12 protein-coding genes are annotated in these 14,510 nt (G+C 67.5%); 1 reads left to right on the top strand and 11 read right to left on the bottom strand.

All coding sequences use genetic code 11. The features are described 5' to 3' along the window. Positions 1–46 precede the first annotated feature (46 nt). The 4 genes from PVZ78_RS24555 to gabT form a co-directional block, all read right to left on the bottom strand. Positions 47–829 (bottom strand): DUF4198 domain-containing protein, encoded by a 783-nt coding sequence (locus PVZ78_RS24555; protein WP_241191494.1) that lies wholly within the window; start codon positions 827–829, stop codon positions 47–49. A 434-nt stretch (positions 830–1,263) separates the two neighbouring features. Next, positions 1,264–1,752 (bottom strand): Lrp/AsnC family transcriptional regulator, encoded by a 489-nt coding sequence (locus tag PVZ78_RS24550; protein ID WP_009049164.1) that lies wholly within the window; start codon positions 1,750–1,752, stop codon positions 1,264–1,266. A 43-nt stretch (positions 1,753–1,795) separates the two neighbouring features. Next, complete coding sequence (locus PVZ78_RS24545) at positions 1,796–2,455, bottom strand: hypothetical protein (RefSeq protein ID WP_009049165.1); 660 nt, start codon at positions 2,453–2,455, stop codon at positions 1,796–1,798. A gap of 96 nt (positions 2,456–2,551) precedes the next feature. Further along, the gene (gene gabT, locus PVZ78_RS24540; protein WP_009049166.1) at positions 2,552–3,841 is read right to left on the bottom strand and encodes a 4-aminobutyrate--2-oxoglutarate transaminase; all 1,290 of its coding nucleotides are present in this window, start codon (positions 3,839–3,841) and stop codon (positions 2,552–2,554) included. Positions 3,842–4,115: 274 nt separating this feature from the next. Between gabT and PVZ78_RS24535 the strand changes: the two genes are divergently transcribed. After that, positions 4,116–5,039, top strand: coding sequence for a 2-hydroxyacid dehydrogenase (locus tag PVZ78_RS24535; RefSeq protein WP_009049167.1), 924 nt, complete (start codon positions 4,116–4,118; stop codon positions 5,037–5,039). An 801-nt stretch (positions 5,040–5,840) separates the two neighbouring features. Here the strand turns inward: PVZ78_RS24535 and PVZ78_RS24530 are convergent. The 7 genes from PVZ78_RS24530 to PVZ78_RS24500 form a co-directional block, all read right to left on the bottom strand. Continuing rightward, a complete protein-coding gene (locus PVZ78_RS24530; RefSeq protein ID WP_009049168.1) occupies positions 5,841–6,920 on the bottom strand; it encodes a tartrate dehydrogenase in 1,080 nt (359 codons plus the stop codon). 33 nt (positions 6,921–6,953) lie between these two features. Next, on the bottom strand, positions 6,954–8,411 hold the full coding sequence (locus PVZ78_RS24525; RefSeq protein WP_198918935.1) for an NAD-dependent succinate-semialdehyde dehydrogenase: 1,458 nt from the start codon (positions 8,409–8,411) through the stop codon (positions 6,954–6,956). A gap of 258 nt (positions 8,412–8,669) precedes the next feature. Continuing rightward, positions 8,670–9,827, bottom strand: a complete 1,158-nt coding sequence (argE, locus tag PVZ78_RS24520) for an acetylornithine deacetylase (protein WP_009049170.1) — start codon at positions 9,825–9,827, stop codon at positions 8,670–8,672. Then, positions 9,824–10,978 carry an NAD(P)/FAD-dependent oxidoreductase gene (locus PVZ78_RS24515; RefSeq protein ID WP_009049171.1) on the bottom strand — a complete coding sequence of 385 codons (1,155 nt, stop codon included), beginning with the start codon at positions 10,976–10,978 and terminating at the stop codon, positions 9,824–9,826. Before PVZ78_RS24515 ends, argE begins: the two co-directional genes overlap by 4 nt. Then, complete coding sequence (locus PVZ78_RS24510; protein ID WP_273829404.1) at positions 10,975–12,381, bottom strand: FAD/NAD(P)-dependent oxidoreductase; 1,407 nt, start codon at positions 12,379–12,381, stop codon at positions 10,975–10,977. Before PVZ78_RS24510 ends, PVZ78_RS24515 begins: the two co-directional genes overlap by 4 nt. After that, the gene (locus PVZ78_RS24505; protein ID WP_009049173.1) at positions 12,363–12,671 is read right to left on the bottom strand and encodes a (2Fe-2S)-binding protein; all 309 of its coding nucleotides are present in this window, start codon (positions 12,669–12,671) and stop codon (positions 12,363–12,365) included. Before PVZ78_RS24505 ends, PVZ78_RS24510 begins: the two co-directional genes overlap by 19 nt. Continuing rightward, positions 12,668–14,509 (bottom strand): ABC transporter ATP-binding protein, encoded by a 1,842-nt coding sequence (locus PVZ78_RS24500; protein ID WP_273829403.1) that lies wholly within the window; start codon positions 14,507–14,509, stop codon positions 12,668–12,670. Before PVZ78_RS24500 ends, PVZ78_RS24505 begins: the two co-directional genes overlap by 4 nt. Position 14,510 lies beyond the last annotated feature (1 nt).

The raw sequence follows: 14,510 nt of genomic DNA, 5'->3' as shown, positions 1-14,510 counted from the left end.
GGGCAACCCCCTGTCGCCGACACGGCACAGGGGTCGGGGCAGCGGGTCAGGATTGCTTTTTCAAGCGCGCGACTTCCGAGGCCGGCAGCGTTGCAGGCGCCCGTGGCAACGGCGGCTTGCCCTGTGGCTGGTGGAACGACAGCGTGGAACTGAAGCTCTTGAGGTCGTAGGCCTCGGCCTGGCTGTCCGGGCCCTGGCGAGTGCCCGGGGTGCGGTCCTTGTATTCGGCGGCCACCACATAGGTGCCCTGCCACGGCAGCGCGAAGCTGACCTTGCCGTCCTGGTCGCTGGTCTGGGTGAAGACCTCGCCGGAGCCGGTTTCCAGGATCACTTCCTGGGCGGCCAGCGGCTTGAGTTCATAGAACACCTGGAACTGCGCCTTGCCCGCGGCGGCCACGCCGGTGGGGACGATGTCCAGCGCCAGTTCCGGCTGGCGCGCGCGCAGGTCGCCGACCCAGCGGGTGGCGGGCGTCCAATGAGTCTTGAGGGTCTTGCCGCCTTCATGCAGGTCGAAGAGCGGATACTGCGAGTCCTGCGCCAGCAGGCTTTCATCGGCCCTGGGCTGATGGTCAACGCTGAACGACTGGCGTTGCAGGCCCAGACTCAGACCCAATGCCGGGGCCGGCAGCGGATTCGCCGCCGACCAGCCCTTGAGCTGGCGGAAGCGATCGAGGCCACCGGGGGTCACTTCCAGCATGTTCTTGTCGTACTCGCCGTAATACAGCGTCAGGGGCTGCCCCGGCGTGTGTTCGTACCAGATCTGGTGAGCCTGGGTACCGCTGGCCAGCATCAGCGCGCCCAGCCCTATCAAGGTGTTTGCCGTGCTCATTCGCATCGTGTTGCGCTCCTTTGTGCTCTCATTCAACGAATCGCCGCCCCCGCTCTGATGGCGTTGAACTTCCCGGGGCGACGATGCGCACCTACCACTGGCTGGCATTACAGCGCAGGCCGTTCTGTGCTTTGTTCCGATTTGCCGCGGCACAAGCCCGTTGCCTGCTGTTTTCTCCAGGCAAACAGCGATTTATGCGGTGTGCGCCAGGCTGAAGCATCCAGGGGTAAGCGGTGCGTGGATTGTCCGATCGGGGTGCACGCGAGGCCTGCATGGCCGGTGTCGCTTGCTTGCGCGCAACCCGCTGTGCACTCACCGGCCAGGCAAAATGGCCGGCCCAGACGCAAGCGCGCCCGGTGAGAGGCGCGCGCATGAGTGATTGATCAGACGGCAAAATGTTATCAGATAACATTTCACTTTGAGAGAAGAACGAGTCAGTGGCGCAATAATTTACGCAGGGGCACGCCGTCTTTGAGGACCGGCGACTTGATGACGATGTAGCTGAAGTACTTCGAGATACCGATGTTTTTGTCCAGCAGGCTTTCCACCACCTCCTGGTAATGCTGGATGCTGCGGGTCATGAACCGCACCAGATAGTCGTAGCCGCCGCTGATCAGATGGCACTCCAGCACCTCGTCCACCAGGCGGATATTGGACTCGAACTTGGCGAAGTCCTCGCGCTTGTGGTCGCTCAGGGTGATCTCGGTGAACACCGTGACCGAGTCGGTGATCTTGGCCAGGTTCAGGTGTGCCTTGTAGCTGGAAATGTAGCCGGCCGATTCCAGGCGCTTGACCCGCTGCAGACACGGACTGGCCGACAACCCCACGGCGTCGGCGAGGCTGACATTGGTCATGCGTCCGTCTTTTTGCAGCTCAACCAAGATGTTGATATCAATACGGTCCAGTTTGACTAAACCTTCCATCGTTTACCTCTTGATTGCTGTGGGATGCAATCGACAAGCAAGATCAGCGCCGTAACGACGCCTGATGCTGGGCCACCAGGTCGGCCATGCTGTTGATGCAGTAGTCGGCGGCGCAGGGTTGCGGGTTGCGGCTGCCGGCACGGCAGATCAGGCACAGGCCCGCCGTCGCTTGCGCCGCGGCGGCCGGCGGCCGGGTCACCTGGAGAATGTCCTGGGCCCGCAGGTCGTTGTCCGCCAGCCACTGGCGATCCTGCAACGGCTGGCTGGCCAGGGAGATGAAATCGTCCTGGGCGATCCCCAGCCGCTCGCACAGCAGCGCGCGATCCTCGGCATCGCGATCGCCCTGCACCAGCAGCCGATAGAACTTGCGCAGGTACAGCATCGCCCCCGGTGCATCCTCGAACAGAGACCAGCCCGCCACCGAGCGGGCGAAGCTCATGCCCTCCTCCCATGACGCCTTCAGGCCCCAGCGTTCGGCCAGCTGGCGATGGGCGAAACACAGCAGGCCGCTGAACCCCAGCTCGGCGAAGCGCGGGTACAGGCCCCGCACCGTCTCGGCGAACTCGCCCAGCACCTGCTCCTTGTCCGGTTGCCCGCGGCGACTGTCGAGCAAGGGTTGCAAGGCCGCCCAGACCCCCGAGTCACGGTCCACCAGGACCGCGTCGCAGTCGATCAGCAACGCACGATAATCAGTCAGCCCCATGGCGTGTACAGCCTCCTATGATGCGTTCCATCGATCCATGCTCCAAAAATGCCCATCGGTGGCGCCCGGCAGCCCGGCGCCGACCGGGGCATCAGCTCAGTTCAAGACTCGTGCCAGCGCGGCGTCGAGAATCGCCAGGGCTTCGTCGATCTGCTCGGGAGTTGTTACCAGCGGTGCCAGGAAGCGCAGGACGTTACGGTGCACCCCGCACTTGATCACCAGCAACCCACCCAGGCGCGCCTGGTCGATCAGCCGTTGCGTCAACTCGGCATCGGGGCTGTGCGCCGCATCGTTCTTGACCAGTTCCAGCGCCAGCATGAAACCGCTGCCACGCACATCGCCGATGCACGGGTACAGCCTCTGCAGGCTCAGCAACCCTTCGCGCAGGCGCAAGCCCAGCGCCACGCCACGGGCCAGCAACTGTTCCTCTTCGTAGGCATCCAGCACCGCCAGCGCCGCGGCGCAGGCCAGGGCGTTGCCGCCGTAGGTGCCACCGAGGCCGCCGGGCAGCGGCGCGTCCATGATCTGCGCCTTGCCCACCACGCCGGACAACGGCAAGCCACCGGCCAGGCTCTTGGCCACGGTGACCAGGTCCGGCTGGATATCGGCGTGCTGGAAGCCGAACCAGCTGCCGGTGCGGCCGAAGCCGGTCTGGATTTCATCGAGGATCAGCACGATACCGTGTTGCGTCGCCAGGGCGCGCAAGGCCTGGAGGAACTCCGCCGGAGCGGCGAGGAAACCGCCGTCGCCCTGCACCGGTTCGATGATGATCGCCGCCACGCGCTCGGGTGCGACCTGGGTGGCGAACAGCTCCTGCAACGCCTGCAGGGCCATCTCGCTGCTGACCCCGCGATAGGCGTTCGGGTACGGCGTATGGAACACCTCGGGGGCGGTGCCGAAGTTCTGCTTGTACGGCTGGCTCATGCCGGTCAGCGTGCTGCCGAGCAAGGTGCGGCCATGGAAACCGCCACGAAAGGCGATCACCGCCGAACGCTGGGTATGGGCGCGGGCGATCTTCACCGCGTTCTCCACGGCCTCGGCGCCAGAGGTGAAGAATGCCGCCTTGTAGGGCTCGGCGCCGCCGATCATCTGGCTCAGGCGCCGGGCCAGGTCCAGGTACGGTTTGTAGGCCACCACCTGGAAGCAGGCGTGGGAGACTTTCTGCAACTGCGCCTGCACCGCCGCCACTACCCGCGGGTGGTTGTGGCCGATGTTCAACACGCCGATCCCGCCGACGAAATCCAGATAGCGCTCGCCGTCCACGTCCCACACCTGGGAGCCCTCGGCGCGGTCGATGACCAGCGGATGGGCAGTGACCACGCCCCGCGGCACGAACTGATCGCGCTGCTGGAGCAAATGAGGTGTTTCGTCGACCTTGCTATTCATGGCGTTCCTCATACTGAGCCAGGCAACCGGGAAGCGGTTGCGATGGCTTCAGATTAAGGCTTCGGCGGAACCGACTTAGCCGAACTTGGCCCCTGAGAAATCCGGATCCACTGTTTTCACCCCGGCAAACGGCAGATTCCTTCAGCCCCGCCGAATCTGCCGGCCAGGGCCTCGAAGCGCGCGGCACAAGGCGTTCGCACGCGGCCTTTCGACAGATCCTGCTTTGCCGTTGCGGCATCATGAAACCCATCCCTCCATCGATCAGGAACCGCCCATGGCCCTCCTCTATAAAGCTGACCCCGTGCGTGGCGAACACTGGCGAGCGCTGTTCGCCGAACAGGCCCCGGACATTCAATGGCGTGCCTGGCCGGACCTCGGCAACCCCGAGGACATCCGCTACCTGGCGGCCTGGCAGGCGCCGGACGACCTGAGCCTTTTACCTAACCTCGAGGTGCTGTTCGCCCTCTCGGCCGGGGTCGATCAGCTGGACCTCGCGCGCCTGCCGCCGGACTTGCCGGTGGTGCGCCTGCTGGACCCGGGCATCACCCGGGGCATGTGCGAATACGCCAGCTTCGCCGTGCTCAGCCTGCACCGCGACATGCTGCGCTACCGGCAGCAGCAGTTCGCCCGCTGCTGGCAGGCGCACCTGCTGCAACCGGCGGCGCAACGCCGGGTCGGGGTCATGGGCCTGGGCCAACAGGCGCAGCAGATCCTCGCCACCCTGCGGCCGCTGGGGTTCGCGCTGTCCGGCTGGGCCCGCAGCGCCCATCGCATCGACGGCGTGCAGTGTTTCGCCGGCAACCAGCAGCTGCCGGCCTTTCTCAGCCAGTGCGACATCCTGCTGTGCGTGCTGCCCCTGACCGAACAGACCCAGGGCATCCTCGACCGCGAGCTGTTCCGCCAACTGCCCCGCGGCGCGGCGCTGATCAACATGGGCCGTGGCGGCCACCTGGTGGAGCAGGACTTGCTCGACGCCCTGGCCAGCGGCCAGCTCAGCGGCGCGGTGCTCGACGTCCTGCAACAGGAGCCGGCCCCGGCCGAACACCCGTTCTGGGATCACCCGCAGATCCTCCTGACCCCGCACATCGCCGCCATGACCCAGCCGGAAAGCGCCTTCGCCGTGCTGCTGGACAATATCCGCCGCCACCAGCGCGGCGAACCGATGCTCGGGCAGATCGACCGCAGCCAGGGTTATTGAAAGCCCCCGCGATCGTGTAGCCGCTGGCGCAGCCGTCGTAAAACCAGTGACAGCGGTGCGTCAGGGCTATCCAGCGTGCAGGTTTGGCGGGCTGGCGCCCGATCGCAGCCTGCGGCAGCGGCTACAGGGTTCGGCGTTCGGCGAAGAACGCAGGAACCCCGCCCTCGCTGTAGCCGCTGGCGCAGCCGTCGCAAACCGCTGACCGCGGTGTATCAGAGCGATCCGGGACGCAGGTTTGGCGGGCTGGCGCCCGATCGCAGCCTGCGGCAGCGGCTACAGGGTTCGGTGTCGACAAAGAACGCAGGAGCCCCGCAATCGCTGTAGCCGCTGGCGCAGCCTGCGATCGACGGCGCAGCCGTCGCAAGACCGCTGACCGCGGTGCGTCAGAGCGATCCGGGATGCAGGTTTGGCGGGCTAACGCCCGATCGCAGCCTTCGGCAGCGGCTACAGGGTTCGGCGTTCGGCAAAGCACGCAGGAACCCCGCCCTCGCTGTAGCCGCTGGCGCAGCCTGCGATCGGCGGCGCAGCCGTCGCAAGACCGCTGACCGCGATGCGTCAGGGCGATCCGGGACGCAGGTTTGGCGGGCTGGCGCCCGATCGCAGCCTTCGGCAGCGGCTACAGGGTTCGGTGTCGACAAAGAACGAAGGAACCCCACAATCGCTGTAGCCGCTGGCGCAGCCTGCGATCGGCGGCGCAGCCGTCGCAAACCGCTGACCGCGGTGTATCAGGCTGGTCCGGGATACGGTTTAGGCGGGCGCCAGCTCAGAACGCCGCCCGCACTAGCCGCTACAGGGTGGGGCTCAGAGCCTCTCGGCAATCGCCGCGCCCACCTCCTGGGTCGAGGCCTGGCCACCCAGGTCCGGGGTGATCGGGCCCTGGGCGATCACTTGTTCGATGGCCTCGAGAATCCCGTCGTGGGCGGCGCGATAACGCTGGTCACCGTTGCCGAGGAAATCCAGCATCAGCGCGCCAGACCAGATCATCGCGATCGGGTTGGCGATATTGCGCCCGTAGATGTCCGGCGCCGAGCCGTGCACCGGCTCGAACAGCGACGGGAAGCGCCGCTGCGGATCGAGGTTGGCCGAGGGCGCGATACCGATGGTGCCGGCACAGGCCGGGCCGAGGTCGGAGAGAATGTCGCCGAACAGGTTGGAGGCCACCACCACGTCGAAACGCTCCGGTTGCAGGACAAAACGCGCGCAGAGAATATCGATGTGCTGCTTGTCCCAGCTCACCTGCGGGTACTGCTCGGCCATCAGCGCCGTGCGCTCGTCCCAGTACGGCATGCTGATGGAAATCCCGTTGGACTTGGTCGCCGCCGTCAGGCGCTTGCGCGGCCGGGTCTGGGCCAGGTCGAAGGCGTACTTGAGAATGCGGTCCACGCCACGCCGGGTGAACACCGACTCCTGCAGCACGAACTCATGCTCGGTGCCCTCGAACATCTTGCCGCCCACCGAGGAATACTCGCCCTCGGTGTTCTCGCGGACCACCACGAAATCGATGTCCCCCGGCTCGCGCCCGGCCAGCGGGCACGGCACCCCGGGGAACAGCCGCACCGGGCGGATATTCACGTACTGGTCGAAGTCGCGGCGGAACTTGAGCAGCGACCCCCACAGGGAAATATGGTCCGGCACCTTGTCCGGCCAGCCCACGGCGCCGAAGTAGATGGCGTCGAAATCCTTGAGCCGCTCGAACCAGTCCTCGGGCATCATCCGCCCGTGCTCCAGGTAGTAATCGCAGTGCGCCCAGTCCAGCACCTCGATCTGCAGGTCCAGCTGCCACTTGCGCGCCGCCTGCCGCAGCACCCGCAATCCTTCTGGCAATACTTCCTTGCCGATTCCGTCGCCGGCGATGGCGGCGATCCTGAATGCCTTGCTCATGTCGCATGTCTCCTCGAAGTCGGTGCGGGCCGGTCACAGGCCGCCGATGTGGAAAGCCTTGATTTCCAGGTATTCGTCCAGGCCGTACTTGCTGCCTTCGCGGCCCAGGCCCGATTGCTTGATGCCGCCGAACGGCGCCACTTCCATGGAGATGATCCCGGTGTTGAGGCCGACCATGCCGAACTCCAGCGCTTCGCCGAAACGCCAGGAGCGGCGCAGGTCCTGGGTGAAGTAGTAGGCACCCAGCCCGTAGGGCGTGGCGTTGGCGATGGCCAGCGCCTCGGCCTCGTCGTGGAAGCGCATCAGCGGCGCCACCGGGCCGAAGGTTTCCTCGTGGGCCAGGAGCATCTCGGTGTTGGCCTCGCCCAGCACCGTGGGCTGCACGAACTGGCTTTCGCCCTGGGGAATCCCGCCGCACAGCAGGGTCGCGCCCTTGCCCAGGGCATCGTCGATATGCCGGGCGACCTTGCTCACCGCCGCGGCATTGATCAGCGGGCCGATGCTCACGCCTGGCTCCAGGCCGTTGCCGACCTTGAGCTTGGCCACCTCTTCCACCAGGCGCTGGGCAAAACGCTGGTAGATGCCGTCCTGGACCAGGATGCGGTTGGCGCAGACACAGGTCTGCCCGGCGTTGCGGAACTTGCTCTGCATGATTCCGGCGATCGCCTGTTCCAGGTCGGCGTCGTCGAACACCACGAACGGCGCGTTACCGCCCAGCTCCAGGCTCAGGCGCTTGATGTGCTCGGCGCTCTGGCGCATCAACAGACGGCCGACCGCGGTGGAACCGGTGAAGGAAATCTTGCGCACCGCCGGGTTGCCGGTCAGCTCTTCGCCGATCCCGGTCGGCATGCCCGTAAGCACACTGAACACCCCCGGCGGAATCCCCACCCGCTCGGCCAGCACCGCCAGGGCCAGGGCCGACAGCGGCGTAAGGTCGGAAGGCTTGACGATGATCGGGCAGCCGGCGGCCAGGGCCGGCGCGCATTTGCGGGTGATCATCGCGTTGGGGAAATTCCACGGGGTGATGGCCGCGCAGACCCCCACGGGCTGCTTGAGGGTCAGCAGGCGCCGGTCGCCAGCGGGCGCCGGCAGGGTGTCGCCGCAGATGCGCCGCGCCTCCTCGGCGAACCATTTGACGAAACCCGCGCCGTAGCGGATTTCGCCTTGGGCTTCGGCGAAAGGCTTGCCCTGTTCGGCGGTCATGATCAGGGCCAGGTCGTCGAGGTTGTCGAGCATGGCCTGGTACCAGCGCTCCAGCAGCTGTGCCCGCTCCGCCGCCGAGCGCGCGCGCCAGGCCGGCCAGGCGCGTTCGGCGGCGGCGATGGCCAGGCGGGTCTGCGCGCCCTGCAGGGCCGGCACCCGGGCCAGGCATTCGCCGCTGGCCGGGTCGAGCACCGCCAGGGTCGCACCATCGTCGGCGGCCACCCACTGCCCGTCGATATAGGCCAGTTCCACCAAGAGGCTTGGGTCTTTCAAACGATTCTTGAGCATGGTCGAGTCCTGTTCCGAGACAGCCTCCAGTCTAAGCAGGCGCCACAGCCCAGGATGCTGAAAGCGCCGGGCCGACAGCGTCGGATGCTGAAAAACGCGGCGGCGCAGCAGGCTCTACCGAGCATATGAACAGCGCCCTGTAGCCACTGGCGCAGCCGGCGCAAAACAGATAACCACGGTGCGTCAGATCGATCCGGGATACAGGCTTGGCGGGCTAGCGCCCGATCGCCGCCTCCGGCAGCGGCTACAGGTGACCGCTCAACGTTTCAGGGAACCCAGCAGGCCTTCGAGAAAACGCTGGCCGGCGTCCATCTGGCTGACCTCGATGAACTCGTCGGGCTTGTGCGCCTGTTCGATGGAGCCCGGGCCGCAGACCACCACCGGGATGTCCAGGCGCTGGCTGAACAGGCCGCCTTCGGTGCCGAAGCCGACCTTGGCGTAGCCAGTGCCCGGCGCGGCGAAGGCGTGGAGCAAACGCACCGCCTCGACACTCGGATGGGTCTCCAGCCCCGGGTAGACATTGAGGGTTTCGATCTCGATGGCCGCCACCTCGGAGACCTTGCGGGCCTCGCGCACGATCAGCTCGGCGCGTTCGCGCATCTGTTCGAGGAACTGCTCGAGATCGTCCGCCGGCAGGTTGCGCACCTCGAAATCCAGGGTGCACAGGTTCGGCACTATGTTCAGCGCCTTGCCGCCGCCGATCTGCCCGACGTGCACGGTGCTGTAGGGAATGTCGTAGTCGGCGTCGCGCGCGCCCTGCTCGCGCAGACGCTGCTGGCTGTCGCGCAAACCGGCGATGAAATCGCAGGCCAGGTGAATCGCGTTGGCCGCCAGCGGCGCCAGGGAGGAATGCGCTTCCTGGCCACGGCAATAGGCGCGGTACGACCCCTTGCCCTTGTGCCCGAGCACGAACTGCATGCGCGTGGGTTCGCCGATCAGGCACAGGAACGGCCGCACCGGCGCCAGGTGCAGCACGTCCAGCAGGCGGCGCACGCCGACGCAACCGATTTCCTCGTCATGGGACAGCGCCAGTTGCAGCGGCCGGCTCAAGGTGCTGTCGGCGGCATCGAGCATGGCGTCTATGGCCAGGGCGATAAACCCCTTCATGTCGCAGCTGCCGCGCCCGTAGAGGCGCCCGCCTTGCTCGGTGACCTGGAACGCCGGCAGGGTCCAGGCCTGGCCGGCGACGGGCACCACGTCGGTGTGCCCGGACAGCAGGATCCCCGGCAGCTCCCGCGGCCCGGTGCTGGCGAACAGGTTGGCCTTGCGCCCGCTTTCGTCCTTGACGATCAGCGACTCGATGCCCTTGCCCAGCAGCAGCTCGCGCACGTATTCGATCAGCGCCAGGTTCGACTCCGAGGACACGGTGTCGAAGGCGATCAGGCGCTTGAGGATCTCCAGTACCCGGGGTTTCATGAGGCCTTGCTCCGTTGTGCGGTTGTGCCGGCGAAGCGGCGAATCGAAAAGGGCTCGATCGGGGTGCTGGTGCTGCCGGTGGCGATCAGCTCGGCCATCACGTCGCCGACGCCCGGGCCGAGCTGGAAGCCGTGGCCGCAGAAACCGAAGGCGTAGTACAGGCCGTCGACCTGGCCACTGGGGCCCATGATCGGCAGCGAGTCGGGCAGATAACCTTCGATGCCGCTCCAGACGCGGATGATGTTGAGGTTGCCGACGCCCGGCAGCAGCCGGCGCATCTGCTGGATCTGGTTGAGGATGCTGCGCGGTTCGACCTGGGCGCGCCGTGTGAGCATGTCCGGTTTGCTGCGGTAGCCGCCGCCGATGATGATGTTGCCGCGGGGAATCTGGCGGAAGTAGATCACCTCCTCGGGGATCTTGGTGTAGACCCCGATCACCGTCGGCAAGGCGTAAGGCACCGGCTCGGTGACCGCCATCTGCGGGCCGTTGGTGTCCAGCGGCACCGGCTCGCCGAACTGCTCGGAGAGTTTCTGGCCCCAGGCGCCGGCGGTGATCAGCAGGCGTTCGGCGCTGAACTGGCGACCGTCGGTGGTGCCGACCCGGAACCCGCCGCCGACCTTCTGCACCTCGGCCACTTCGGTGCGCTCTTCGATCCGCGCGCCGGCGCGCACCGCCGCCCGGGCAAAGGCCGGGGCCGCCAGGCGCGGGTTGGCATGGCCGTCATGGGGCGCGTAGGAGCCGCCCTTGACGTCCGGCCCGAGGAACGGAAAACGCTCGTGCAGCTCGCGGCCGCGATAGATCTTCAGGTCCAGCTGCCGCGCCTCGGGCGCCGCGGCATAGGCCTCGAGCTCAGCGATCTCGTCCTCGCGGTAACACACCCGCATATGGCCGCTGGCGATGAACTCCAGGTCGTCGTCGATCAGTTCCGGCAGGCGCCTCCACAGGGCCCAGGAACGGTTGGCCAGCTCCAGCTGGCCGAGATAACGCCCCTGGCGCCGCACGTTGCCGAAGTTCACCCCGCTGGCGTACTGGCCGATCTGGTCGCGCTCCAGCAGGGTCACCGACTGGCCGCGCTGGCGCAGGAAAAACGCCGCCGCCGAGCCCATCAGGCCGCCGCCGACAATCAGTACATCGGACTGTTGCACCGTCATGGCGTCACCTCCCCGGTGAGCATCGAAAGGGGCTTGACCGGAGCCTGGCCTCGCTGCCGGCCCACCTCCTGCACCGCGACCCCGGCCGCGGCGGCGATCACCTCGGCCCCGGCCTGGGAACAGTAGCGCCCCTGGCAGCGGCCCATGCCGACCCGGCTGAAGGCCTTGGCGCGGTTGACTTCGCAGGCGCCCTTCTCGCGCACCGTGCGCCGCAGTTCGCCGGCGCTGATCATCTCGCAACGGCAGACGATGGCGGTGTCCGGCAGCGCCTCGGCCTGGGCGCTCGGCCAGGGAAAAGCCTGGGCCAGGCCGAGGCGGAACTGGTCCATCACCGCCAGGGCCTGGCGCTGTTCGTCGCGTTCCGCGGCGTTGACCGGCAGTTGCAGATCCTCGAGCAGGGCCAGCGCCGCGAGGCGCCCGGCGTGTTCGGCGGCGTCGGCGCCACGGATCTTCGCCCCGTCGCCGGCGGCATAGACCCCGCTGACACTGGTGCGCCCGGCCTCGTCGAGCTCCAGCAGCCACTGGCTGGACGCCGGGTCGAAGGCCAGGCGGCAACCGGCAAGGTCGGCCAGCTGGGTTTCCGGACGCAGGTGATAGCCCAGGGCCAGGGCATCGCACTCGACATCCAGGCTGTCGCCCTTGGCGGTCTTGACCTGCACCAGGCTGACCCCGCCCTGGGCATCGCCCAGCACCCGGACCGGCTGGATCCCCAGGTGCACCGGCACCCGGGCCAGGCACAGCTGCGCCAGCAGCTTCATGCCGGTCCAGAGCAGTCCCGGGCGCGCCAGCAGTTTCGGCAAGGCGCCGATGCGCTTGCCCAGCGGCGAGGTGTCGAGCACCGCGGCGACCTGCGCCCCGGCCTTGAGGTACTGGCTGGCCACCAGGTACAGCAGCGGCCCGCTGCCCATGAACACCACGCGGTGACCGATGGACACCGATTGCGCCTTGAGGGCGATCTGCGCGCCGCCGAGGCTGTAGGTGCCCGCCAGTTGCCAGCCTTCGAGCGGCATCAGGCGGTCGGTGGCGCCGGTGCAGAGGATCAGCGCGTCATAGTCCAGGGTGAAGTGCCGGCCCTGGCTGACGCAGCACAGTTGCCCCGGGGTCAGGTTCCACACCAGGGTGTCCGGGCGATAGTCGATGCGCGGGCGCAGGCGCTCGAAGCTGTCGTGCAGGGCCCGCGCCTTGTGCGCTTCGCTGCCGTACAGGGTGGCGTAGTCGCGGTGGAAACCTTCGGGCTGGCGGCGGTAGATCTGCCCGCCGTCGCGACGGTTCTCGTCGACCAGGGTCGGCACCAGGCCGGCCGCCAGCAGGGTTTCGGCGCAACGGACACCGGCCGGGCCGGCGCCGACTATCACGACCCGCGGCGCGGCGCCGGACGCGATGTTCAGCCGTGCAGTGGCCATACCGCCTCCGGTTGTGTGGTGAGGATATCCAGGCCCTCGCGGACCTCGCTGGAACAGGCGCGCAGGCGTTCGCCGGCACGGGTCCAGACCCAGCAGTCCTGGCAGGCGCCCATCAGGCAGAAGCCGGCGCGCCGGCCGGAATCGAACTCCGACTGGCGCAGGGCCGTCCCCTGGGTCAGCAACGCCACCATCAGTGTGTCGCCCTGCAACGCCTCGATCGGCGCACCATCCACCCACAGTCTGACCGGCGCCCGTTCGCGCTCGCCCAACCGTACAAAACGCCCCTTCATGCGTAGGCTCCCTCGGTCATGCCATTGAAGTTCTGTTGGCTCTGCAGCAACTCGCCGCTGTCGCGGTGGCAGAGAATCTCGCTGCCGCCGTCGATGGCGCGGCGGTTCGGCGCGGTGCGGTTGCACAACCCGTCGATGCGCACCGGGCAGCGATTGAGGAAGGTGCACAGCTCCGGCACGTTGGCCTTGGCGCCGATCGGCGGCAGGCTGGCGCAGGTGCTGCCGCAGCTTTCCAGCCAGCCCTGGCGCAGCTCCGGCACCGAGTGGATCAGCAGGTCGGTATAGGGATGGAACGGCGCCAGGGCAAAGGCCGCGCGGCTGCCCGCCTCGACCTTGTGCCCGCTGTACATCACCACGATGTCGTCGCACAGCGCGCGCACCGTGGAAATGTCGTGGCTGATGAACAGGTAGGACACCCCCAGTTCCTGGCGCAGGTCGCGCAGCAATTCGAGAATCGCCGCCCCAACCACCGTATCCAGGGCCGAAGTCACCTCGTCGCAGAGGATCAGGTCGGGCTTGGCCGCCAGTGCGCGGGCCAGGTTGACCCGCTGTTTCTGCCCGCCGGACAGCTCGCTGGGCCGCCGGTCCGCGAGCTTGCGCGGCAGCCGCACCAGGTCCAGCAGTTCGTCGATGCGCTGGCGCAAGGCCGCGCCCTTGAGGCCGAAATACATCTTCAGCGGCCGGCTGAGAATGGCGCTGACGCTGTGCATGGGGTTGAGCGCGGTGTCGGCATTCTGGAACACCATCTGGATCCGCCGGAACTGCTCGTCGGTGCGGCTCGACAGGCTACCGCCCAGGGGCTGGCCGTCAAAGCTCAGCTGGCCCAGGGCCGGGCTCAGCAAACCGGCCACCACCCGCGCCAGGGTCGACTTGCCGGAGCCCGACTCACCGATCACGCCAATGGCCTGGCCACGGCGCACGGTCAGGTCGATGTCCTCCAGCACGCGGATCATCGGCATGCCTTGCAGGTTCTTGTTGCCGTAGCCGGCGGTCAGGCCCTTGATGGTCAGCAGCGGCTGGTCCTCGGCGATATCGCTGGGCGGGCGAATGGTCGAGTCCGGGCGCGCCGCCGCCAGCAGGCTGCGGGTGTAGTCGTGGGCCGGGCCCTCGAGCAGCGGCGCGGTGGCGCTCTGTTCGAGGATCTGGCCGCCGTTGAGCACTACGATCTGATCGGCCATCTGCGCCACCACCGCCAGGTCGTGGGACACATACACCGCCGTCGCCCCGCGTTCGCGCACCACCCGCTTGAAGGCCCGCAGCACGTCGATCTGGGTGGTGACGTCGAGCGCGGTGGTCGGCTCGTCGAGGATCACCAGCAGCGGGTCGCTGATCAGCGCCATGGCCGCCATCACCCGTTGCAACTGGCCGCCCGAGACCTGGTGCGGGTAACGCTGGCCGATGTGTTCCGGGTCCGGCAGGGCCAGGTCGCGGAACAGCTCGATGGCCTTGGCTTCCAGGTTGGCGCGGCTGTCCAGGCCATGGATCAGGGCGCCCTCCACCACCTGGTCGAGGAGTCTTTTCGCCGGGTTGAAGGCCGCCGCCGCGCTCTGGGCGATGTAGGACACGCGATTGCCGCGCAGGCCCTGCAACTGCTCCTCGCCCAGGGCCAGCATGTCGTGTTCGCCGACCCGCACCACCCCGGACGCCAGGCGGCAACCGCGGCGGGCATAACCCAGCAGGGCCAGGGCGATGGTGGTCTTGCCGGAGCCGGATTCGCCGATCAACGCCAGCACCTCGCCCTGCTCCAGGGCGAAGCTCACGCCCTTGACGATCTCCACTTCGCCGCTCTCGCCGCCGGCGACCACCCGCAGGTCTTCCACTCGAATCAACTGGCTCATC

This window comes from Pseudomonas sp. SBT1-2 (assembly GCF_028640875.1).
GTDB classification, from domain to species: Bacteria; Pseudomonadota; Gammaproteobacteria; order Pseudomonadales; family Pseudomonadaceae; genus Aquipseudomonas; species Aquipseudomonas chlororaphis_I.
The sequence above is the reverse complement of the archived record's forward strand: the minus strand, read 5'-3'. Positions and strand labels throughout refer to the sequence as shown.